This window comes from Arthrobacter pasteuri, from assembly GCF_054510955.1.
This window is the reverse complement of sequence record NZ_JBTNDO010000001.1, coordinates 637,289-653,408: the sequence shown is the minus strand read 5'-3', so window position 1 is coordinate 653,408 and position 16,120 is coordinate 637,289. Positions and strand designations below refer to the sequence as shown.

The following is a 16,120-nucleotide window of genomic DNA, read 5'->3' as shown; positions in this document are numbered from 1 at the left end:
GACCAGGATCGACGAGGGGGACCGATGGCGATGCACCGGCTGCCGGCCGAGTCGGCGACGGCGACGCAGGTCCTGTCCCGGGACACCCCACCGGTCCTGCGGATCGAGCCGGGGGACCGGGTCGTCGTCGAGTCACTCGACGCCTGGGGCCACCTCGAGCGGCAGGCGACGCCGGGCGCGGTCACGCCCTACCGGTTCCCCTCCCGGCGGGGGCACGCCCTCACCGGACCCATCGAGGTCGCCGGGGCCGTCCCGGGCGACGTGCTGGCCGTCCGGTTCGAGTCCCTCGAGCCCGCCGACTGGGGCTGGACCCGGACCGGACGGCAGGATGACGCCTTCACGCGCAGCCTGGGCCTCGAGGGCGCGGAGCCCGCGTGGCTGCTGTGGGATCTCGACCGGGCCGGCACCGGCACCAACCAGTACGGTCATGTCGTCCGGCTTGCCCCGTTCCTCGGGGTGGTGGGGCTGCCGCCCGCCGAGCCGGGGGAGCACTCCACGACGCCGCCGCGCTCCGCGGGTGGCGGCAACATCGACTGCCGGGAACTCACGGCCGGTTCCACGCTCTTCCTCCCGGTGACAGTGCCCGGCGCGCTGCTGCACCTCGGCGACGGGCACGCCGCGCAGGGCGACGGGGAGGTCGGCGGTACGGCCATCGAGTGCGGCATGAAGTCCACCGTGACGGTCGATCTCGTGCGGGACGCGCCGCTCCAGACCATCCACGCCGTCACGCCTACCGCGCGCATCACGTTCGGGTTCGACGCGGACCTCAACCGGGCGACGGCGGAGGCCCTCGGCGCCATGCTCACCTGGCTCCAGCAGCTCCACGGCCTGGAGCGGGCGACCGCGCTCGCCCTGGCCAGCTCCGTCGTCGACCTCCGGGTCACGCAGATCGCCAACCGGACGTGGGGCGTCCACGCCGTGCTCGCACTCGACGCCGTCGGCACGGCAGCCGCCACGCTTGGGTAAATCAGGGAGTGCCGGGGTAATTTCATAGGGTGACCTCCCCAGCTGACGCAAAGCCCTCGTTCTACATCACCACGGCCATCTCCTACCCCAACGGTGTGCCGCACATCGGCCACGCCTACGAGACCATCGCCGTGGACGCCATGGCCCGCTTCAAGCGACTCGACGGCTTCGACGTCATGTACCTCACGGGCACCGACGAGCACGGCCTCAAGATGCAGCAGGCGGCGGACCGGGAGGGCATCCCCGTCCGGGACCTCGCCACGCGGAACGCGCAGGCGTTCCGGGACATGAACGACGTCGTCGGGACCTCCTACGACCGCTTCATCCGGACCACGGACGAGGACCACTACGCCGCGGCCGCCGCGATCTGGAAGCGGATGGAGGCGAACGGCGACATCTACCTCGACAAGTACGCCGGATGGTATTCCGTGCGGGACGAGTCCTTCTGGGCGGAGGACGACACGGAGGTCCGCGAGGACGGCGTGCGGTACTCGAAGGAGACCGACACCGAGGTCACCTGGACCGAGGAGGAGAGCTACTTCTTCCGGCTCTCGGCCTACCAGCAGAAGCTCCTCGACCTCTACGGGTCGCAGCCGGAGTTCGGCGCGCCGCAGTCGCGCTTCAACGAGGTCATCTCCTTCGTGCGGCGCGGGCTCGAGGACCTGTCCATCAGCCGCACGACGTTCGACTGGGGTGTCCCGGTCCCGGGTGACGACCGGCACGTGATGTACGTCTGGGTGGACGCGCTGACCAACTACCTCACCGGCGTCGGCTTCCCCGACACCGACTCCGAACGGTTCCGCACGTTCTGGCCCGCAGACGTCCACGTGATCGGCAAGGACATCTCACGCTTCCACGCCATCTACTGGCCCGCCTTCCTCATGTCGGCGGGCCTCGAGCTGCCGAAGCGCGTCATGATCCACGGCTTCCTGCACAACCGGGGCGTGAAGATGTCGAAGTCCCTCGGCAACACCGTGGCGCCCGCGGACTGGGTGGACCAGTACGGCCTCGACGCCGTGCGCTTCTTCCTCCTCCGCGAGGTCCCGTTCGGGGCTGACGGCTCCTACAGCCACGAGGCCGTCGTCGGACGGATGAACTCCGACCTCGCCAACAACTTCGGCAACCTGGCCCAGCGGTCACTGTCCATGGTGGCGAAGAACTGCGACGGGGCCGTGCCCCAGCCCGGAGCGTTCGCACCTGCCGACACGGAGATCCTCGACCAGGCCCATGCCCTGCTGGAGGCCAGCCGTGCTGCGTACGACCGGCAGGAGTTCTCCCGCGCCCTCGAAACCGTGTGGACAGTCCTCGGCGACACGAACGCCTACTTCGCCGACCAGCAGCCCTGGGTCCTGCGGAAGACCGATCCCGAACGCATGAACACGGTCCTGTACGTGACCCTGGAGGTCCTCCGGGTGGTCGCCGTCCTCGCCCAGCCCGTCATGCCGGGCAGCGCCGGGCAGATCCTCACGGCGCTAGGCCAGGGCACCGAGGCCGACGACGCCCGGCGCCTCTTCAGTGCGCTCGGCCGGCACATCGAGCCGGGGACCGCCCTGCCCGCACCATCGCCGGTGTTCCCCAAGTACGAGGATCCCGCGGCGTCCTGACGTTCCGGCCCCGCGCCGCTTCCTGCGGCCTCAGCGCCGCAGGAAGCGGTCCGCCGCCGTCTGCGTCATGACGCGGGCGACGGTCTCCTGCTGGCGCTTCGACGCATCGAGCAGCTGCTCCAGGACGGGACGGTTGAGCACCGCGTCGCCCGTGGACGCGGAGGCATCATCGGACAGGGCGAGGAGCGTGGACCAGAGTGCTTCCTTGCCCTTCAGCAGGGACTGGAGGGCCTCGAGTTCCAGTTGCGCGCCGGCGGTCGCCCTGCGCCGCATCGGGTTGAGCGGATCGAGTTCCGCGACGATGGACAGGGCCCGTGCCAACGCCATCTTCAGGAAGCTCGGCCGGTGGCCCAGAGCCTTGATCAGCCGCTTGAGGAAGGCGCGCTCCTGGCCGATCTCGCGGCGGAGGCGGACGAAATCCTCCTCGTGGGGAGTCCCGGACCAGGAGACCCGCGCCGCGCCGAAGAGGCGCACTCCGTTGGTCGCGCCGACGAGGTGCAGGTCGAGGTAGGGCAGCAGCGTCCCGAGGTCCAGCTGGCGTACCGGGATGCCGTTCGCGGCGCGCGTCATGGGGAAGTCCTTCCGTGGTTCGTTCAGCTCATCACCCTACGGGAGCGTGGTTCAACAGCGGTAGCGTGATGACGACGGCGGTGCCGACGCCGAGGCTCGATTCGATCGTGATCGTCCCGTGGTGCGCCTCGAAGGTCTTCTTCGCGATGGACAGGCCGAGCCCGACTCCCGGCAGGAGCTGGTTCGCGTTGGCCGCCCGGTGGAAGGACTCGAACAGTCGGGGCAGGTCGTCCGGGGGGATGCCGATGCCGGTATCGCGCACGACGACGACCACGTGTCCCTCGTCGGGTTCGCGCGTGAGTCCGACGAAGACCCTGCCGTCCTCCGGCGTGAACTTGATGGCGTTGGACAGCACGATGGCCAGGGCTGCGGAGAGCTGCTCGCGGTCGCCGGAGACCGTCACGGCGTTGTCCGGCAGCGCGGAGTCCAGCGTGATGCCGCCGGCCGAGGCCTGCAGCACGGCCCGGCCCGTCAGCTGCGAGACGAGGTGGACGAGATCGACGGGGCCGTGCTCTGACGCGTCGGTGTCCCGCGAGGAGACCGCCGAGATGTGCTCGATGAGCTCGCTCAGCTTCGCGGTGTTGCGCTCGACGGCCTGGAGCATCGTGCTGGCTTCCGGCGGCAGCTCGCCGCCGACGCCGTCGAGGATCATCTCGAGGTACCCGGCGATCGATGCGAGCGGAGTCCTCAGTTCGTGGTTCACGGTCCCCACGAAGTCGCTTTTCGCCTGGTTGAGGGCGCTCAGCTTGCGGACGGCCTGCTGCTGCCGGGAGATGAGCTGCGCCTGGATCAGTCCGTGGGCGAGGTTGCCGAGGACATGCTGCGTCAGCGCGCTCTCGACGCCGGACCAGGCGAGGGGCGTCTCCTCGCTGATGATCCAGAGCAGCCCGAACGGGGTGTCCCCCTCACCGAGCGCTGCGACGACCCCGCTCACCGTGCTGCCGTTGCCCGCGCGGTCGCACAGCCACTCGGGAGCCTCGACATCGCGCACAGCGGGGGCAGCCGCGCCGGTGCTGAACCTCGCACTCGAGGACTCCTCCCAGAGCCTCAGCGCGAGGGCGAGGGAGGCCTCCTGGTGGACGCGCAGCGGGGCGGCGGGGGGCTGGCGCCTGTCGTCCGTGTCGCTGGTCCAGGTGCTGCTCCGGGCGGCGACGCGCTCGTCATCGAAGATCTGCAGCACGAGGTGGTGTGCGCCGAGCGCCCGCCCGACAGCCGGGAGGAACTGGTCCACCATCGCCGCCGGATCGTTCGTCGCCCTGATACGGGCGGAGATCCGCCTCATCTCCTCGCGCAGGCGCGCCGAGGACGTCCTCTGCTGCTGGTGGCGCTGCTGCCGGGCGATCGCGGCGTGCGTACGGTGCAGCAGTTCGGCGGGGGTGACCGGGCGGAAGACGACGTCCGACACGTATGGTGTCACCGCGTCCGGCAGGGCGCGGGTGCCTCCCTCGGGCAGGAGGAGGATCACGGGCAGGCGGGCGAGCTGGGGGTGCTCCGCGACGAGGTCGCCCAGCGACCCTGCGTAGGCGAGCGCCGTCTCCAGGTCCACGAGCAGGACATCCGGTCGCGCCGCGAGCACCTCGTCGAGCAGCGCCTCCGGCGTGGTGGCAGCCCTGGAGGGATAGCCGCCGGCGGCGAGGATGCGCTGCAGCCCCGCGCAGTCCTCCGCGGACGGGGAAGCGATGACGGCGGATACCACACCGCGAACCCCTGCTCTTGCCTCCTGCGCCACGGCGTCCTCTCCGACCCTCTGCTGCGATGTCCCTAATATATGCCGCCGGCACCGGGGCGGTGGGACGCCGGGACCGGATCAGTCGGTGGCGAGCCCTGCCACCGGTGAGAGCCGTGCCGCGCGATGGGCCGGGAGGACGGAGGCCAGGAGCCCGGCGGCCACGGCGACCCCGATGACTGCCCCGATCTGGGCGACCGGCACCGACGGGTCGACGGGGGCGATCCCACCCAGCGCCGATTGCGCCCCGAGCCACCCGTAGAGGATGCCGAGCCCGGACCCGAGCAGGGCCGCGACCCCCGCGATGAGCACCGACTCGAGGGCGAGCATCCCGCGCAGTTGCGCCCGGGTGAGGCCGAGGGCACGCAGCAGGGAGTTCTCCCTGCGCCTCTCCAGCACGGAGAGGGACAGCGTGTTGGCGACGCCGATCAGGGCGATCAGGACGGCGACGGCCAGCAGTGCGGTGACGATCAGCAGCATGACGTCGATGATCTGGTTGTAGGACGCCCTCTCGATGGCCGCTCCGGTGACCTGGTACTCGACGATGCCGGTTGCGTCGGTGATGCGCGACCGGACGTCCGCAACAGCCTGCGCGTCGAGCCCGTCATCGAGCTTCAACCAGTAGGTCGCACCGAAGTAGGTGGCGAGGCTGCTCCCCGCCTCCGCCTGCCCCTGCGCGTCCGCAGTGCCTGTCCCGGCGAGGAGATCCGAGAGGGCACCGACCGGGGTGCCGCCGAGTTGCTGCGCCGTAGCCGTGGTGATGAGCGGCTGGAAGAACGTGGCATCGGTGGCCGTGACGGGCAGGGTGGCCGAGCCGTTGCCGGTCTCCAGGGTGACCTCCGACTGCGTCCAGGTCTGCGGGGCGAGGACCATGCCGTCGGTCAGGGCGATGCCCTGCGAGCGGAGCACTCCTGCTACGTCCGCGGGGTCGACGGCGTAGACGAGGGCGCCGCCGTCGTCCGCGCTCGTGAACAGGACCGGGGTGAGTTCGACGACGGACTGCACGCCGTCGACCTGCAGGAGCGTCGGGACAGCGGCCCCCGACGGTGTCGATTCCGCTCCATCCGGTGCGGTGGACGCGGCACCGAGTCCCGAGACCTCGAGGTCGACCGCGTAGTTCTCGTCGAGCTCGTGGTCGAACGACGTCCGCGCGGTCTGCGCACCGACCATCATCATGGTCACAAGCGTCACGCCGACGATCAGCGCTGCCGACGAGGCGGTGGTGCGCGCCGGATTCCGAACGGCGTTGACCGCTGCGAGGGTGCCGGGTACTCCCAGCGGGCGGGCGATCCTGCCGGCAGTGGCAACGCTGGCGGGTACGAAGAACGGCGCGAGGAGGACGATGCCGAGGAAGGACACGGCTCCGCCGACGACCGCCTGGACGATCGCGACGGACACGGCGCCGAGCAGGAGGAGCGCGCCGCCGCCGACGAGGGCTGCGAACCCGACGGTGAGCCGTGCACGACCGCTCCTGGTGCCGGCTGCCGGCGGCTCGGCGGGACGGAGTGCGGCCAGCGGGGCGACCCGGGTCGCGGCCCGCGCAGGTACGAGTGCCGCGAGGAGCGTCATCAGCACACCGGTGACCCCGCCGATGATGACGGCCGACGGCGGAACGGCCAGGACGGCGAAGGAGCCGAACTCGGTCTGCCGTGCGAGGGCCACGAGCACGGACATCACCCCGACGGCGAGCACCATCCCGAGCACCGATGACGCCAGACCGACGACGGTCGCCTCGACGAGCACCGACGTGCGCACCTGCCGCCGCTGGGCGCCGATGCAGCGCAGCAGGGCGAGTTCCCGCGTCCGCTGCGCCACGAGGACGGAGAAGGTGTTCGAGATGACGAGTCCGGCGACGAGGACGGCGACGGCTGCGAAGGCCAGGAGGATCCCCGTGAGGACGTCATTGCCGCTCGACAGCTGCGCGACATCCGCAACAGTCTGCTCGTTCGCCGTACGGACCGAGAGCGTCCCGGCACCGGTCGGTGAGCCGTCGAGGACCGGAACGGCGGCTGCGGCGACCACGGCCGGATCTGCTCCCGGCTGCAGGGCGAGCTGGACGTTGCGGAATGCGGTCTCCCCGCCGCTGAGTTCGCGCACGACGGACGCGGACGCGAGGACCTGCACCGCGCCGGACTGCGTCGGGTCCGCGCTCGGTGCCGTCAGACCCGTGACGGTCAGGGCGGAGCCCAGGGAGGTGGAGGGAGCACCGGCGTCGAGGGCGACGGTGTCCCCGGGCGCGACGCCGAGACGGGCGGCCGAGGCGTCGTCCAGTGCCACCTCGCCGGGCTCGGACGGGTAGGAGCCCTCCACGACCCGCGCGGTCTCCAGCCGGTCCGGAGCCGTCGAGGTCAGGACGGCGAGGGACGTCTCCGCCCCCGTGGCCAGCTGACCGTAGGCGCGCTCCAGGCCATGGACGGCCTCGACCCCGGGCACGTCGGCGAGTTCGTCCGCGAGGACGGCGGGGACGGTGCCGCCGTCCTCTCCGGACACCACGAGATCGGCCTTCGCGTAGGAGGCACCGATGCTCTGGCCGAGGCTGGCCCTGGTGGTCGCATCGACCATGAGGGTCGCGGAGAGGAAGGCCACGCCGAGCATCACAGCGAGGCCGACGGCGAGAAAGCGCCGGGCGTGGACCCGGACCTGGGCGAGGGCTACCTGCAGCACGTCAGGCCCCCAGCTTCGCCAGGGCGCCGAGGATGGCGTCCGGTGTCGACTGGTCGAGTTCGCCCACGAGGGCACCGTCACTCATCAGCACGATACGGTCCGCGTAGGATGCCGCCACGGGATCGTGCGTGACCATGATGATGCTCCGACCCATCTCGCGGCAGCTGCGGCGCAGCAGGGACAGCACCTCGGCACCCGCCGCGGAATCGAGGTTGCCGGTGGGCTCGTCTCCGAAGATGACGTCCGGCCTCGTCAGCAGGGCACGGGCGACGGCGACCCGCTGCTGCTGACCGCCGGAGAGCTCGTGGGGGCGGTGGGACAGACGGTCCGCCAGACCCAGGGAGGAGGAGATCTGCTGCAGCCAGGCGGTGTCCACGGTGCCGCCGGCCAGCGCCACCGGCAGGGTGATGTTCTGCTCCGCGGTCAGGGTGGGCACGAGATTGAAGGCCTGGAAGACGAATCCCACGCGCTCGCGCCGGAGCCGCGTGAGGGCGGCATCGGCGAGTCCGGTGATATCCGTCCCGCCGATCCAGAGCTTCCCGGCGTCGATGCTGTCCAGACCCGCAAGGCAGTGCATGAGCGTCGACTTGCCGGAACCGGACGGCCCCATGATGGCGGTGAAGCGTGCCTCTTCGAAGTCGAGCGAGACGTTCCGCAGCGCGTGGACGGCAGTCTCCCCGCGCCCGTAGCTCTTGGAGACACCCCGGGCGGCGACGGCGGCCGCTGCAGGGGGTGAGGCCGGGACCGGGAGGCGGCCGGGCAGGTCGGTGGAGTTCGTCGAGATCGTCATGCTCCCACGCTAGGTTTCCCGGCGCTGCAGCGGATCGGCGCCAGGGCCGGGGTTCCGGCCGGGAACCTCATACCGCGGGATGAGGGGCAGTGTCACCGGCCGGGACCGTGGTCTCGGTCGGACCCACGCCCCGTGGTCACGGGCGGACGATGCCCGTCTCGTACGCCAGGACGACGGCTTGCACGCGGTCGCGGGCCTCGAGCTTCGCGAGGATGTGCCCGACGTGCGTCTTCACGGTCGCCTCGGACAGGACGAGCCTTCCGGCGATCTCCGGATTGGACAGCCCCTGGGCGATGAGTTCGAAGACCTCGCGTTCGCGTGCCGTCAGTCGTGCCACCGCCGCGGCGTGGACTTTCTGGGCCGCAGAGGGTTGGCGCAGCAGCGGGGCCACGTGGTCGAGCAGGCGCCGCGTGGTCGACGGGGCGATCACGGCGTCGCCGCGGTGCACGGTGCGGATCGCCTCGAGCAGTTCCTCGGGCGGAGTGTCCTTGAGCAGGAAGCCGCTTGCCCCGGCGTGGATCGCGGACAGCGCGTACTCGTCGAGGTCGAAGGTCGTCAGGACGACGATGCGCGGTCCTGCCCCGGTGGCTCCAGGGTCGGCCTCGTACGCAGCGAGGATGCGACGCGTCGCTTCGATGCCGTCCATGCCCGGCATGCGCACATCCATCAGGACGACGTCGGCAGGGATGGTTGGAAGGAGCCGAACCGCTTCTCCGCCGTTGGCCGCCTCGCAGACGACCTCCAGGTCCGGCTGCGACCCGATGAGCATCGCGAATCCGCTGCGGACCAGGTGCTGGTCGTCGACGATGGCCACGCGGATCGGAGTGGCTTCGCTCCCGATCGTGCCGGCGGTGCTGATGGCGGTGCTGATGGCGGTGCTGATAGGGGTGCTGACAGTGCTGCTGGTGGTGCTGTCCACGGTGGTTCCGTTCTCCGATGCTGGCGGATGTGTGCTGTCAGGCCGGCTTACGCCTGCGTGTACGGGATGAACGCTTCGACACGGTACCCGCCGCCGGTACGCGGCCCGGCGGAGACGCTCCCGTCGTAGAGGCGCACGCGCTCCGTCATCCCCTTGATGCCCTGCCCCGCACCCGCAGTGGCGGGGTCCGCGGCTGCTCCGCGTCCGTCGTCGTCCACCGTGATGGTCAGGCCCCGCGGTCCGTAGTCGAGCACGACCTCGGTGGTCGTGTCCGCACCCGCGTGCTTGAGGACGTTCGTGAGGGACTCCTGCACCACGCGGTACCCGGTCAGTTCCGCGCCGAGGGGGAGTTGACGGCGCGGAGTGCCGCCGCGACGCCATGCGACCCGCACCCCGGACCTGCGCACCGACTGGATCAGGGAATCGATGTCGTCGAGGGTGGGGAGGGGCCGGGTGGAGGCGATCTCGTCGCCCCGCAACACACCCAGCAGCCGCCGCATCTCGCGCAGTGAACCCCTGCCCGTGTCGGCGATCGTGCCGAGCGTCTGCACGGCGAGCTCCGGTGCCTGCGCACTCGCGTACCGTGCACCATCGGCCTGCGTGATGATCACGGAGAGCGAGTGCGCCACGATGTCGTGCATCTCCCTGGCGATGTGGCTGCGCTCGTCCGCCGCCGCGATGTCCCGCTCCTGCTGCCGCTCGACCTCCAGGCGGCGGGTCCGGTCCTCCAGCGCCTGGTACGTCAGCCTCCGTGACCGGGCGAGGTCGCCCGCCGTCCAGGCGAGGAGGACGAGTGATTCCACGAGGAAGAGCAGGATCAGGAACAACGGCACCGTGGTGAGCACCGGGGCGGTGCCGCCCAGTCCGATCATGTCACCGTACTGCACCAGGCCGATGATGGCTCCGGCGAGGGCGAGTCCGAGGGCCGCCAGCCCGGCCCCCCTCGGACCATGGGCGGCGAGGGTGTAGAGCGTGATGAGGATGACGAACTGCACGGGAACGGGGTCGATGCCGGTGACGAGTTGCAGGACGGAGATCCCCGCGACGGTGCCGGCCGAGAGCATGACCCGCGAACGGCGCCAGGCCAGGGGCAGGACCAGGGCTGTGGACACGACGACGATCAGCCCGTACCCCGGGACACCGCTGACGGCGAAGGGCAGGACCAGGAGGACGAAGATCACCGCGGCGAGACAGACGTCGATCCGTCCCGGGTGCGTGCGCACCCAGCGCGCCAGCCGCAGGTGGATGTCCATGGGGCCCAACTCTAGGTGGGTCGGTTCCGGTCGCACATCCGACCCAGGGTGGAGGCGTCGTCTCATCCTGCGGACGGATTGTTGCGCGTGCTGCTGCTTTCCTACGCTGGAACCATGACTGACGCCCCGCACCGTATCGATCTCGCCGTCATCCCCGGAGACGGAATCGGCCCGGAAGTGACCGCGGAGGCGGTCAAGGTGCTGCGTGCGGTGGTCGGCGACGACGTCGAGCTCTCGCTGACCGACTACGAACTGGGGGCGGAGCACTGGCTGGCCACGGGGGAGACCCTGCCCGACGCGACTCTGGAGCAGCTGCGGCGCCACGACGCCATCCTCTTCGGCGCCGTCGGGGCCGCCCCCGGTGACACCCGCATCCCCTCGGGGCTGATCGAGCGTGAGTTCCTGCTGAAGCTCCGCTTCTCGCTGGACCACTTCGTGAACCTGCGGCCCTCGCAGCTGTACCCCGGCGTGGCCAGTCCGCTGGCAGATCCGGGCGTCATCGACTTCGTCGTCGTGCGGGAGGGAACGGAGGGGCCGTACACCGGCAACGGGGGGACGCTGCGCGGTGGGACGCCGCACGAGGTGGCTACGGAGGTCTCCCTCAACACCGCTCATGGAGTGGAGCGGGTCGTGCGCGACGCCTTTGCGCGTGCGTCGGGGCGCCGGAAGAAGCTGACACTCGTACACAAGCACAACGTCCTCGTGTACGCGGGCCACCTGTGGAAGCGTACCGTCGAGGCCGTCGCTGCCGAGTTCCCCGACGTGCGCCACGATTACCTCCACGTGGACGCCGCGATGATCTTCCTCGTCACCGACCCCTCGCGCTTCGACGTCATCGTCACGGACAACCTGTTCGGTGACATCGTCACGGACCTGGCGGCAGCGGTCACAGGCGGGATCGGCCTCGCGGCCTCCGCGAACCTCAACATGGACCGCACCGCCCCCTCGATGTTCGAGCCGGTGCACGGGTCAGCCCCGGACATCGCCGGCCAGCAGGTCGCGGACCCGACGGCCGCGATCCTGTCCGCAGCGCTTCTGCTCCGCCATCTGGGCCTCGATGCCCACGCCCAGCGGATCGAGCAGGCCGTCGAGCAGGACATCGCGTCGCGTTCCGTCGCCCGCAGCACCTCGGCCATCGGCGATGCTATTGCCGCTGCCGTGTCCTAAGGTGGTTACACATCATTAACCCAGTGCCGGAGCACTGACCACCGACGGGCGACGGCGGCCATGCCGTGCGTGCAGTCCGTTCCAGCGCGGAGGAACCATGACAGCCACCGATACCCAGTTCGCCCAGCACCTGTCGACGCAGCGGAAGTCGGCCGAGGAGCGGGAGGCGGTGCTGGCGAATCCGGGTTTCGGCAACTTCTTCACCGACCACACAGCCATCGTCGACTTCAGTGTCGACGCGTCCGGAGTCGGCGGCTGGCACGATGCACGGCTCGAACCCTACGGGCCGATCGCGCTGGATCCGGCGGCCGCCGTCCTGCACTACGGCCAGGAGATCTTCGAGGGCATGAAGGCCTACCGGCACGCCGACGGCTCCGTGTGGACGTTCCGGGCCGACGCGAACGCGGCCCGCCTGAACCGATCCGCAGTCCGCCTCGCCCTGCCCCAGCTGCCCGAGGAACTGTTCCTCGAGTCCCTGCGCCAGCTCGTCTCGGCCGACTCCGACTGGATCCCCTCCGGCGACGGGGAGAGCCTCTACCTCCGGCCCTTCATGATCGCCACCGAGGCATTCCTCGGCGTCCGGCCGGCCCGTGAGGTCTCCTACCGGGTGATCGCGTCACCGGCGGGCAACTACTTCGGCGGCGAGGTGAAGCCCGTGGACATCTGGGTCTCCCGCAACTACGCCCGTGCGGGACGCGGCGGTACCGGGGCTGCGAAGGCCGGCGGCAACTACGCCTCATCGCTCGCGGCGCAGCTCGAGGCCGAAGCGCACGGCTGCAAGCAGGTGCTGTTCCTCGACCAGTTCAACGACAACGCAGTCGAGGAACTCGGCGGCATGAACGTCTTCTTCGTGTTCCGTGACGGTTCCCTCGTCACTCCCGCACTCTCCGGCACCATTCTCGAGGGCGTCACCCGGTCCTCGATCATCCAGCTGGGCAGGGACCGGGGACTTCAGGTGAGCGAACGCAAGATCACGCTGGACGAATGGCGCGACGGCGTCGCCAGCGGCGACATCACCGAGGTCTTCGCCTGCGGTACGGCTGCCGTCATCACGCCCATCGGCCAGCTGCGCGACGGCGACGAGTACATCGGCTCGGCGGGTGCACCGGCCGGCGAGGTGACCATGTCGATCCGGAGCCAGCTGTTGGGTATCCAGACCGGCGTCGTGGAGGACACGCACGGCTGGCTGACGCGCCTGGTCTGAGACGAATTGCTGTTAATGGCGCCTGGCGGCACTCGAAAGGGCCCGCCAGGCGCCATTTTTCACGCTGCATGGCGGCATGCACCGTTCATGCACCGTTCATGCACCGTTCATGCACCGTCAGCGGGAGGGCGCGATCTCCGAACCGTCGATACCCTCGCCGGCGCGGAGATGACGCGTGGTGGCGAGCAGCGCTGATGCGTCGTCGGCGGGCAGGGGCCTGCTGAAGTAGTACCCCTGGCCGCTGGCGCAGCCGAGTTCCCGCAGCTGGTCCGCCTGCTCCCGCGTCTCGATACCCTCGAAGACCGCCTCGAGTCCGGCCGCCCGGATGAGCTGCAGGATCGCCGCGACGAACTCGAGCTGGCCGGCCCTCGTGTTCAGCTCCGCCAGGAGGGAGCGATCCACCTTGACCATGCTGACGGGCAGTTCGCGGAGGTAGCTGATGGAGGAATAGCCCGTTCCGAAGTCGTCGATCTCGATGCCGACCCCGAGCTGCTGCAGGCTCAGCAGCGAGTACATCTCCACCTCACCCCGCGTCACGATCGCCGTCTCGGTGATCTCGATCACGAGGCTGTGCGCCGGCAGATCCAGCGCCCGGAGCAGGGACCGCACGTGGTCGACGAGGTCGAGCTGCTTGAGTTCGACGGCGGACAGATTGACCCTCAGCTGGAAGTCGTCGTCGAGCGCGAGGTCCCTCCGCCACTCGGCAAGCTGCCTCAGCGAGGTGGACATGACCCAGCGGTCGAGGTCGTGGATGACTCCGATCTCCTCGGCCAACGGGATGAAGGTGTCCGGGGGGATCAGTCCGCGCAGGGGGTGCTGCCACCGTACGAGGACCTCGACGCCCAGGATCCGGTTCGTGGCCAGCTCCACCACCGGCTGGTAATGGAGGATCAGCTCATCGGAACTGATGGCACCGCGCAGCTCGGTGGCCATCTGGCTCCGCAGCTGCCGCGAGTACAGCATCACCGGTTCGAAGACCTTGATGATGCTGCGCCCCTCGCGCTTCGCCGCGTACATGGCCGTGTCCGCATCCAGCAGGAGATCGTCGGCCGTCTGGCCGGGAGCGCCCAGGCGCACACCGATGCTCGCCTTCGCGGTGACGTGGAGCGAATCGAGCTGGATCTGTTCGCCCAGGACTTCGAGGGCGCGGCGCGCTACCTGCGTGGCGACTTCCCTGGATGCGGCAGGAAGCAGGATGGCGAACTCGTCGCCGCCGAGGCGCGCCACGAGGTCGCTCTCGCGTACGACGCTGTTGAGCCGAGCGGCGACTTCCTGCAGGACGCGGTCGCCCGCATCGTGTCCGAAGCGGTCGTTCACGTTCTTGAAGCCGTCCAGATCGAGGAGCAGGAGAGCCGGAGGCGGTGCTCCGTTCGCGGCCTGGCCGAGCGCCTCTTCGATCCCCTCCATCAGCGCGACGCGGTTGGCGAGGCCGGTCAGGGCGTCGGACATCGCCATCTTCATCATGTCCAGGTGTGCCTGGCGGAGCATCGCGGTGCGGCTCTCGACGCGCTTCTCGAACTGCTCGTAGACCTGCTCGAGCTCCTCCGCGAGCAGGTTCACGCCGGTGATGACGGCGTCCACCTCGTCCCGCGCGGTCGAGGGTTCGATGCGGCTGCTGAGTTCTCCCCGGGAGAGCCGGACGATGCTCTCGACCAGCATCGCCAGCCGGGGGTCCTTGTTGTCAGCGCTCATAGGTCCCAACGCACGTTCCGGAGGGGGTCGCCCTGCACGACCGGTGGGAACAGTTCGGGCTGCGATTGCTGGACCAGGGCTGCGTGCTGTGGACGATGACCGTCGTCATGGCGCTACCCCCGAGTTGTCGCCGCCGAACAAGGAATGGAGCGCATCGGCTTCTGCCGCAGCGCATGTCCTGCAGCAGGCGGGCGATGATGCTTCCGCACTACCTGACGGGGGCAAGGTTAGCATTCCTCGACCCGGATCATTCGGACGCGCCTCATCCGTCCGTACCACGCTGCCCCCGGGGTCGTTCCGCGCAGAAAGAAGCCCCGGCCAGGGTGGGAGTAATGGGGGAAAACGCCCGGCCCGACCGGGACCTGCTGATGACTCTATGCCAGATCCCGCCGCCGGCGGACCCTACGGCACCATGAGTTCCGAGGTTTTTCTGCTTGACTTCCCCCGGGTGGTCAGGGCGTGGGACCGATCCGGCTTTTCCGCGCCTGCCCCGGAATCTTCACTGGCCCTGGATGCTGTCGATCAGTGCCCGCGCACTGGCGGCCCGGTCCTCTGCTCCGGACTGCAGGAACAGATCTTCGCTCAGCTCGAGATCCGCGACAGCTTTTCCACCATTCCCGAGAGCCGTCAGCGCGCGTCCCAGAAGGAGGTGGGCCTGGGCTGCAACATGTGATGCCAGGAGGTGCTTCTGCTCGATGATTTCGCCCAATTTCTCGATGGCGGCCTCGTACTGCCCGGTCAGGACGAGCCAATGAGCCCGGGTCAGCTTCAACTCGAGGCGGTCGCGTTCGGTCCCACCGACGATGGAGTTGGCCAGCTCTGCCCGCTCGATGCACTCCAGCGTCTCGGGCTCGACGACCCCTGCGGCCAGGCGGACTTGTGCTGAGCCGTGATTGAACCGAGCCCACAGATCGAGGTCATTCGTCGGCGAGAGGTTCTTGGCAGCCTGCTGGTGGTAAGAGACGCCCTCGGTGATGTGTTTGAGGAGGAAGGCAACATTGCCGATAGCCCAGTATCCGAGCCCGTTGGTCTGACTGTTCGGTTCTGCAGAGAGCAACTCGGCAAGCACGAGGCACTCTCTCCAGGCATCTTCCAGGAGGACGCTCTCGGCGAGGGAGGCGATGAGCGCGTTCTGCGCCTCGATGGCGATCGCGCTGTGAACGGGTTCTGTCAGGGCTGCTGCAACCGCGCTCCGGGCTGCTGAAACGGCCGCGGCCAGGTCACCACTGCCCTGCAAAGCGAAAGCCCGCAGGGTGAAGATTCGCGCTTGCAGTGCGACCGACTGCTGAGTCAGGGGGTGGTTCGCCAGTTCATCCGCCACATCCAACGACTCATTCATCAGGTCCTGTTTGCGGAGGCACTCCGACACCAGGTAGGAGGCGTTCCACCAGCTCTCTTCTTCGTGATGCGCCGACGACATCGCGGCCCACTGCTCCGCAAGCTTCTGCGCGGCCGCATAGTTCCGCTGGTTCCACGCGTCGCGGGCCTGGAACTCGAGCAGCATGCGTTCGCCAGGATCGTGCTGATGGGACATGCCTACCTACGACTTCCGGTTGTCGGTCTGA

12 protein-coding genes are annotated in these 16,120 nt (G+C 69.4%); 4 read left to right on the top strand and 8 right to left on the bottom strand.

Translation table 11 applies throughout. The features are described from left to right. The first annotated feature begins 24 nt into the window (after positions 1 to 24). Together ACX80H_RS03110 and metG are read left to right on the top strand one after the other, a co-directional pair. A complete protein-coding gene (locus ACX80H_RS03110) occupies positions 25 to 966 on the top strand; it encodes an acetamidase/formamidase family protein (RefSeq protein ID WP_459310940.1) in 942 nt (313 codons plus the stop codon). Between the two features lie 29 nt (positions 967 to 995). Continuing rightward, a complete protein-coding gene (gene metG, locus ACX80H_RS03105; protein WP_459310939.1) occupies positions 996 to 2,570 on the top strand; it encodes a methionine--tRNA ligase in 1,575 nt (524 codons plus the stop codon). A 30-nt stretch (positions 2,571 to 2,600) separates the two neighbouring features. Here metG and ACX80H_RS03100 read toward each other — a convergent pair whose 3' ends face one another. The 6 genes from ACX80H_RS03100 to ACX80H_RS03075 form a co-directional block, all read right to left on the bottom strand. Further along, positions 2,601 to 3,140, bottom strand: coding sequence for a hypothetical protein (locus ACX80H_RS03100; protein WP_459310938.1), 540 nt, complete (start codon positions 3,138 to 3,140; stop codon positions 2,601 to 2,603). A 31-nt stretch (positions 3,141 to 3,171) separates the two neighbouring features. After that, complete coding sequence (locus tag ACX80H_RS03095) at positions 3,172 to 4,869, bottom strand: sensor histidine kinase (RefSeq protein ID WP_459310937.1); 1,698 nt, start codon at positions 4,867 to 4,869, stop codon at positions 3,172 to 3,174. Positions 4,870 to 4,947: 78 nt separating this feature from the next. Beyond that, on the bottom strand, positions 4,948 to 7,530 hold the full coding sequence (locus ACX80H_RS03090) for an ABC transporter permease (RefSeq protein WP_459310936.1): 2,583 nt from the start codon (positions 7,528 to 7,530) through the stop codon (positions 4,948 to 4,950). Position 7,531: 1 nt separating this feature from the next. Then, complete coding sequence (locus tag ACX80H_RS03085; protein ID WP_459310934.1) at positions 7,532 to 8,320, bottom strand: ABC transporter ATP-binding protein; 789 nt, start codon at positions 8,318 to 8,320, stop codon at positions 7,532 to 7,534. A gap of 136 nt (positions 8,321 to 8,456) precedes the next feature. Continuing rightward, complete coding sequence (locus tag ACX80H_RS03080; protein ID WP_459313353.1) at positions 8,457 to 9,134, bottom strand: response regulator; 678 nt, start codon at positions 9,132 to 9,134, stop codon at positions 8,457 to 8,459. A 152-nt stretch (positions 9,135 to 9,286) separates the two neighbouring features. Continuing rightward, positions 9,287 to 10,492 (bottom strand): sensor histidine kinase, encoded by a 1,206-nt coding sequence (locus ACX80H_RS03075; protein WP_459310933.1) that lies wholly within the window; start codon positions 10,490 to 10,492, stop codon positions 9,287 to 9,289. 114 nt (positions 10,493 to 10,606) lie between these two features. Between ACX80H_RS03075 and ACX80H_RS03070 the strand changes: the two genes are divergently transcribed. Together ACX80H_RS03070 and ACX80H_RS03065 are read left to right on the top strand one after the other, a co-directional pair. Continuing rightward, positions 10,607 to 11,659, top strand: coding sequence for a 3-isopropylmalate dehydrogenase (locus ACX80H_RS03070; protein ID WP_459310931.1), 1,053 nt, complete (start codon positions 10,607 to 10,609; stop codon positions 11,657 to 11,659). 97 nt (positions 11,660 to 11,756) lie between these two features. Next, positions 11,757 to 12,863, top strand: a complete 1,107-nt coding sequence (locus tag ACX80H_RS03065) for a branched-chain amino acid aminotransferase (protein WP_459310929.1) — start codon at positions 11,757 to 11,759, stop codon at positions 12,861 to 12,863. Between the two features lie 117 nt (positions 12,864 to 12,980). Here the strand turns inward: ACX80H_RS03065 and ACX80H_RS03060 are convergent, their stop codons facing one another. After that, entirely contained in the window at positions 12,981 to 14,555 is a 1,575-nt protein-coding gene (locus ACX80H_RS03060; RefSeq protein WP_459310928.1) for a putative bifunctional diguanylate cyclase/phosphodiesterase, read from the bottom strand. Between the two features lie 499 nt (positions 14,556 to 15,054). Further along, on the bottom strand, positions 15,055 to 16,089 hold the full coding sequence (locus ACX80H_RS03055) for a hypothetical protein (RefSeq protein ID WP_459310927.1): 1,035 nt from the start codon (positions 16,087 to 16,089) through the stop codon (positions 15,055 to 15,057). Positions 16,090 to 16,120: the final 31 nt, after the last annotated feature.

Coding starts and splice junctions, on each gene's coding strand:
- ACX80H_RS03085 (WP_459310934.1), bottom strand. CDS start 8,320: ATGACGATCTCGACGAACTCCACCGACCTGCCCGGCCGCCTCCCGGTC.
- ACX80H_RS03065 (WP_459310929.1), top strand. CDS start 11,757: ATGACAGCCACCGATACCCAGTTCGCCCAGCACCTGTCGACGCAGCGG.
- ACX80H_RS03100 (WP_459310938.1), bottom strand. CDS start 3,140: ATGACGCGCGCCGCGAACGGCATCCCGGTACGCCAGCTGGACCTCGGG.
- ACX80H_RS03070 (WP_459310931.1), top strand. CDS start 10,607: ATGACTGACGCCCCGCACCGTATCGATCTCGCCGTCATCCCCGGAGAC.
- ACX80H_RS03055 (WP_459310927.1), bottom strand. CDS start 16,089: ATGTCCCATCAGCACGATCCTGGCGAACGCATGCTGCTCGAGTTCCAG.
- ACX80H_RS03110 (WP_459310940.1), top strand. CDS start 25: ATGGCGATGCACCGGCTGCCGGCCGAGTCGGCGACGGCGACGCAGGTC.
- ACX80H_RS03075 (WP_459310933.1), bottom strand. CDS start 10,492: ATGGACATCCACCTGCGGCTGGCGCGCTGGGTGCGCACGCACCCGGGA.
- ACX80H_RS03060 (WP_459310928.1), bottom strand. CDS start 14,555: ATGAGCGCTGACAACAAGGACCCCCGGCTGGCGATGCTGGTCGAGAGC.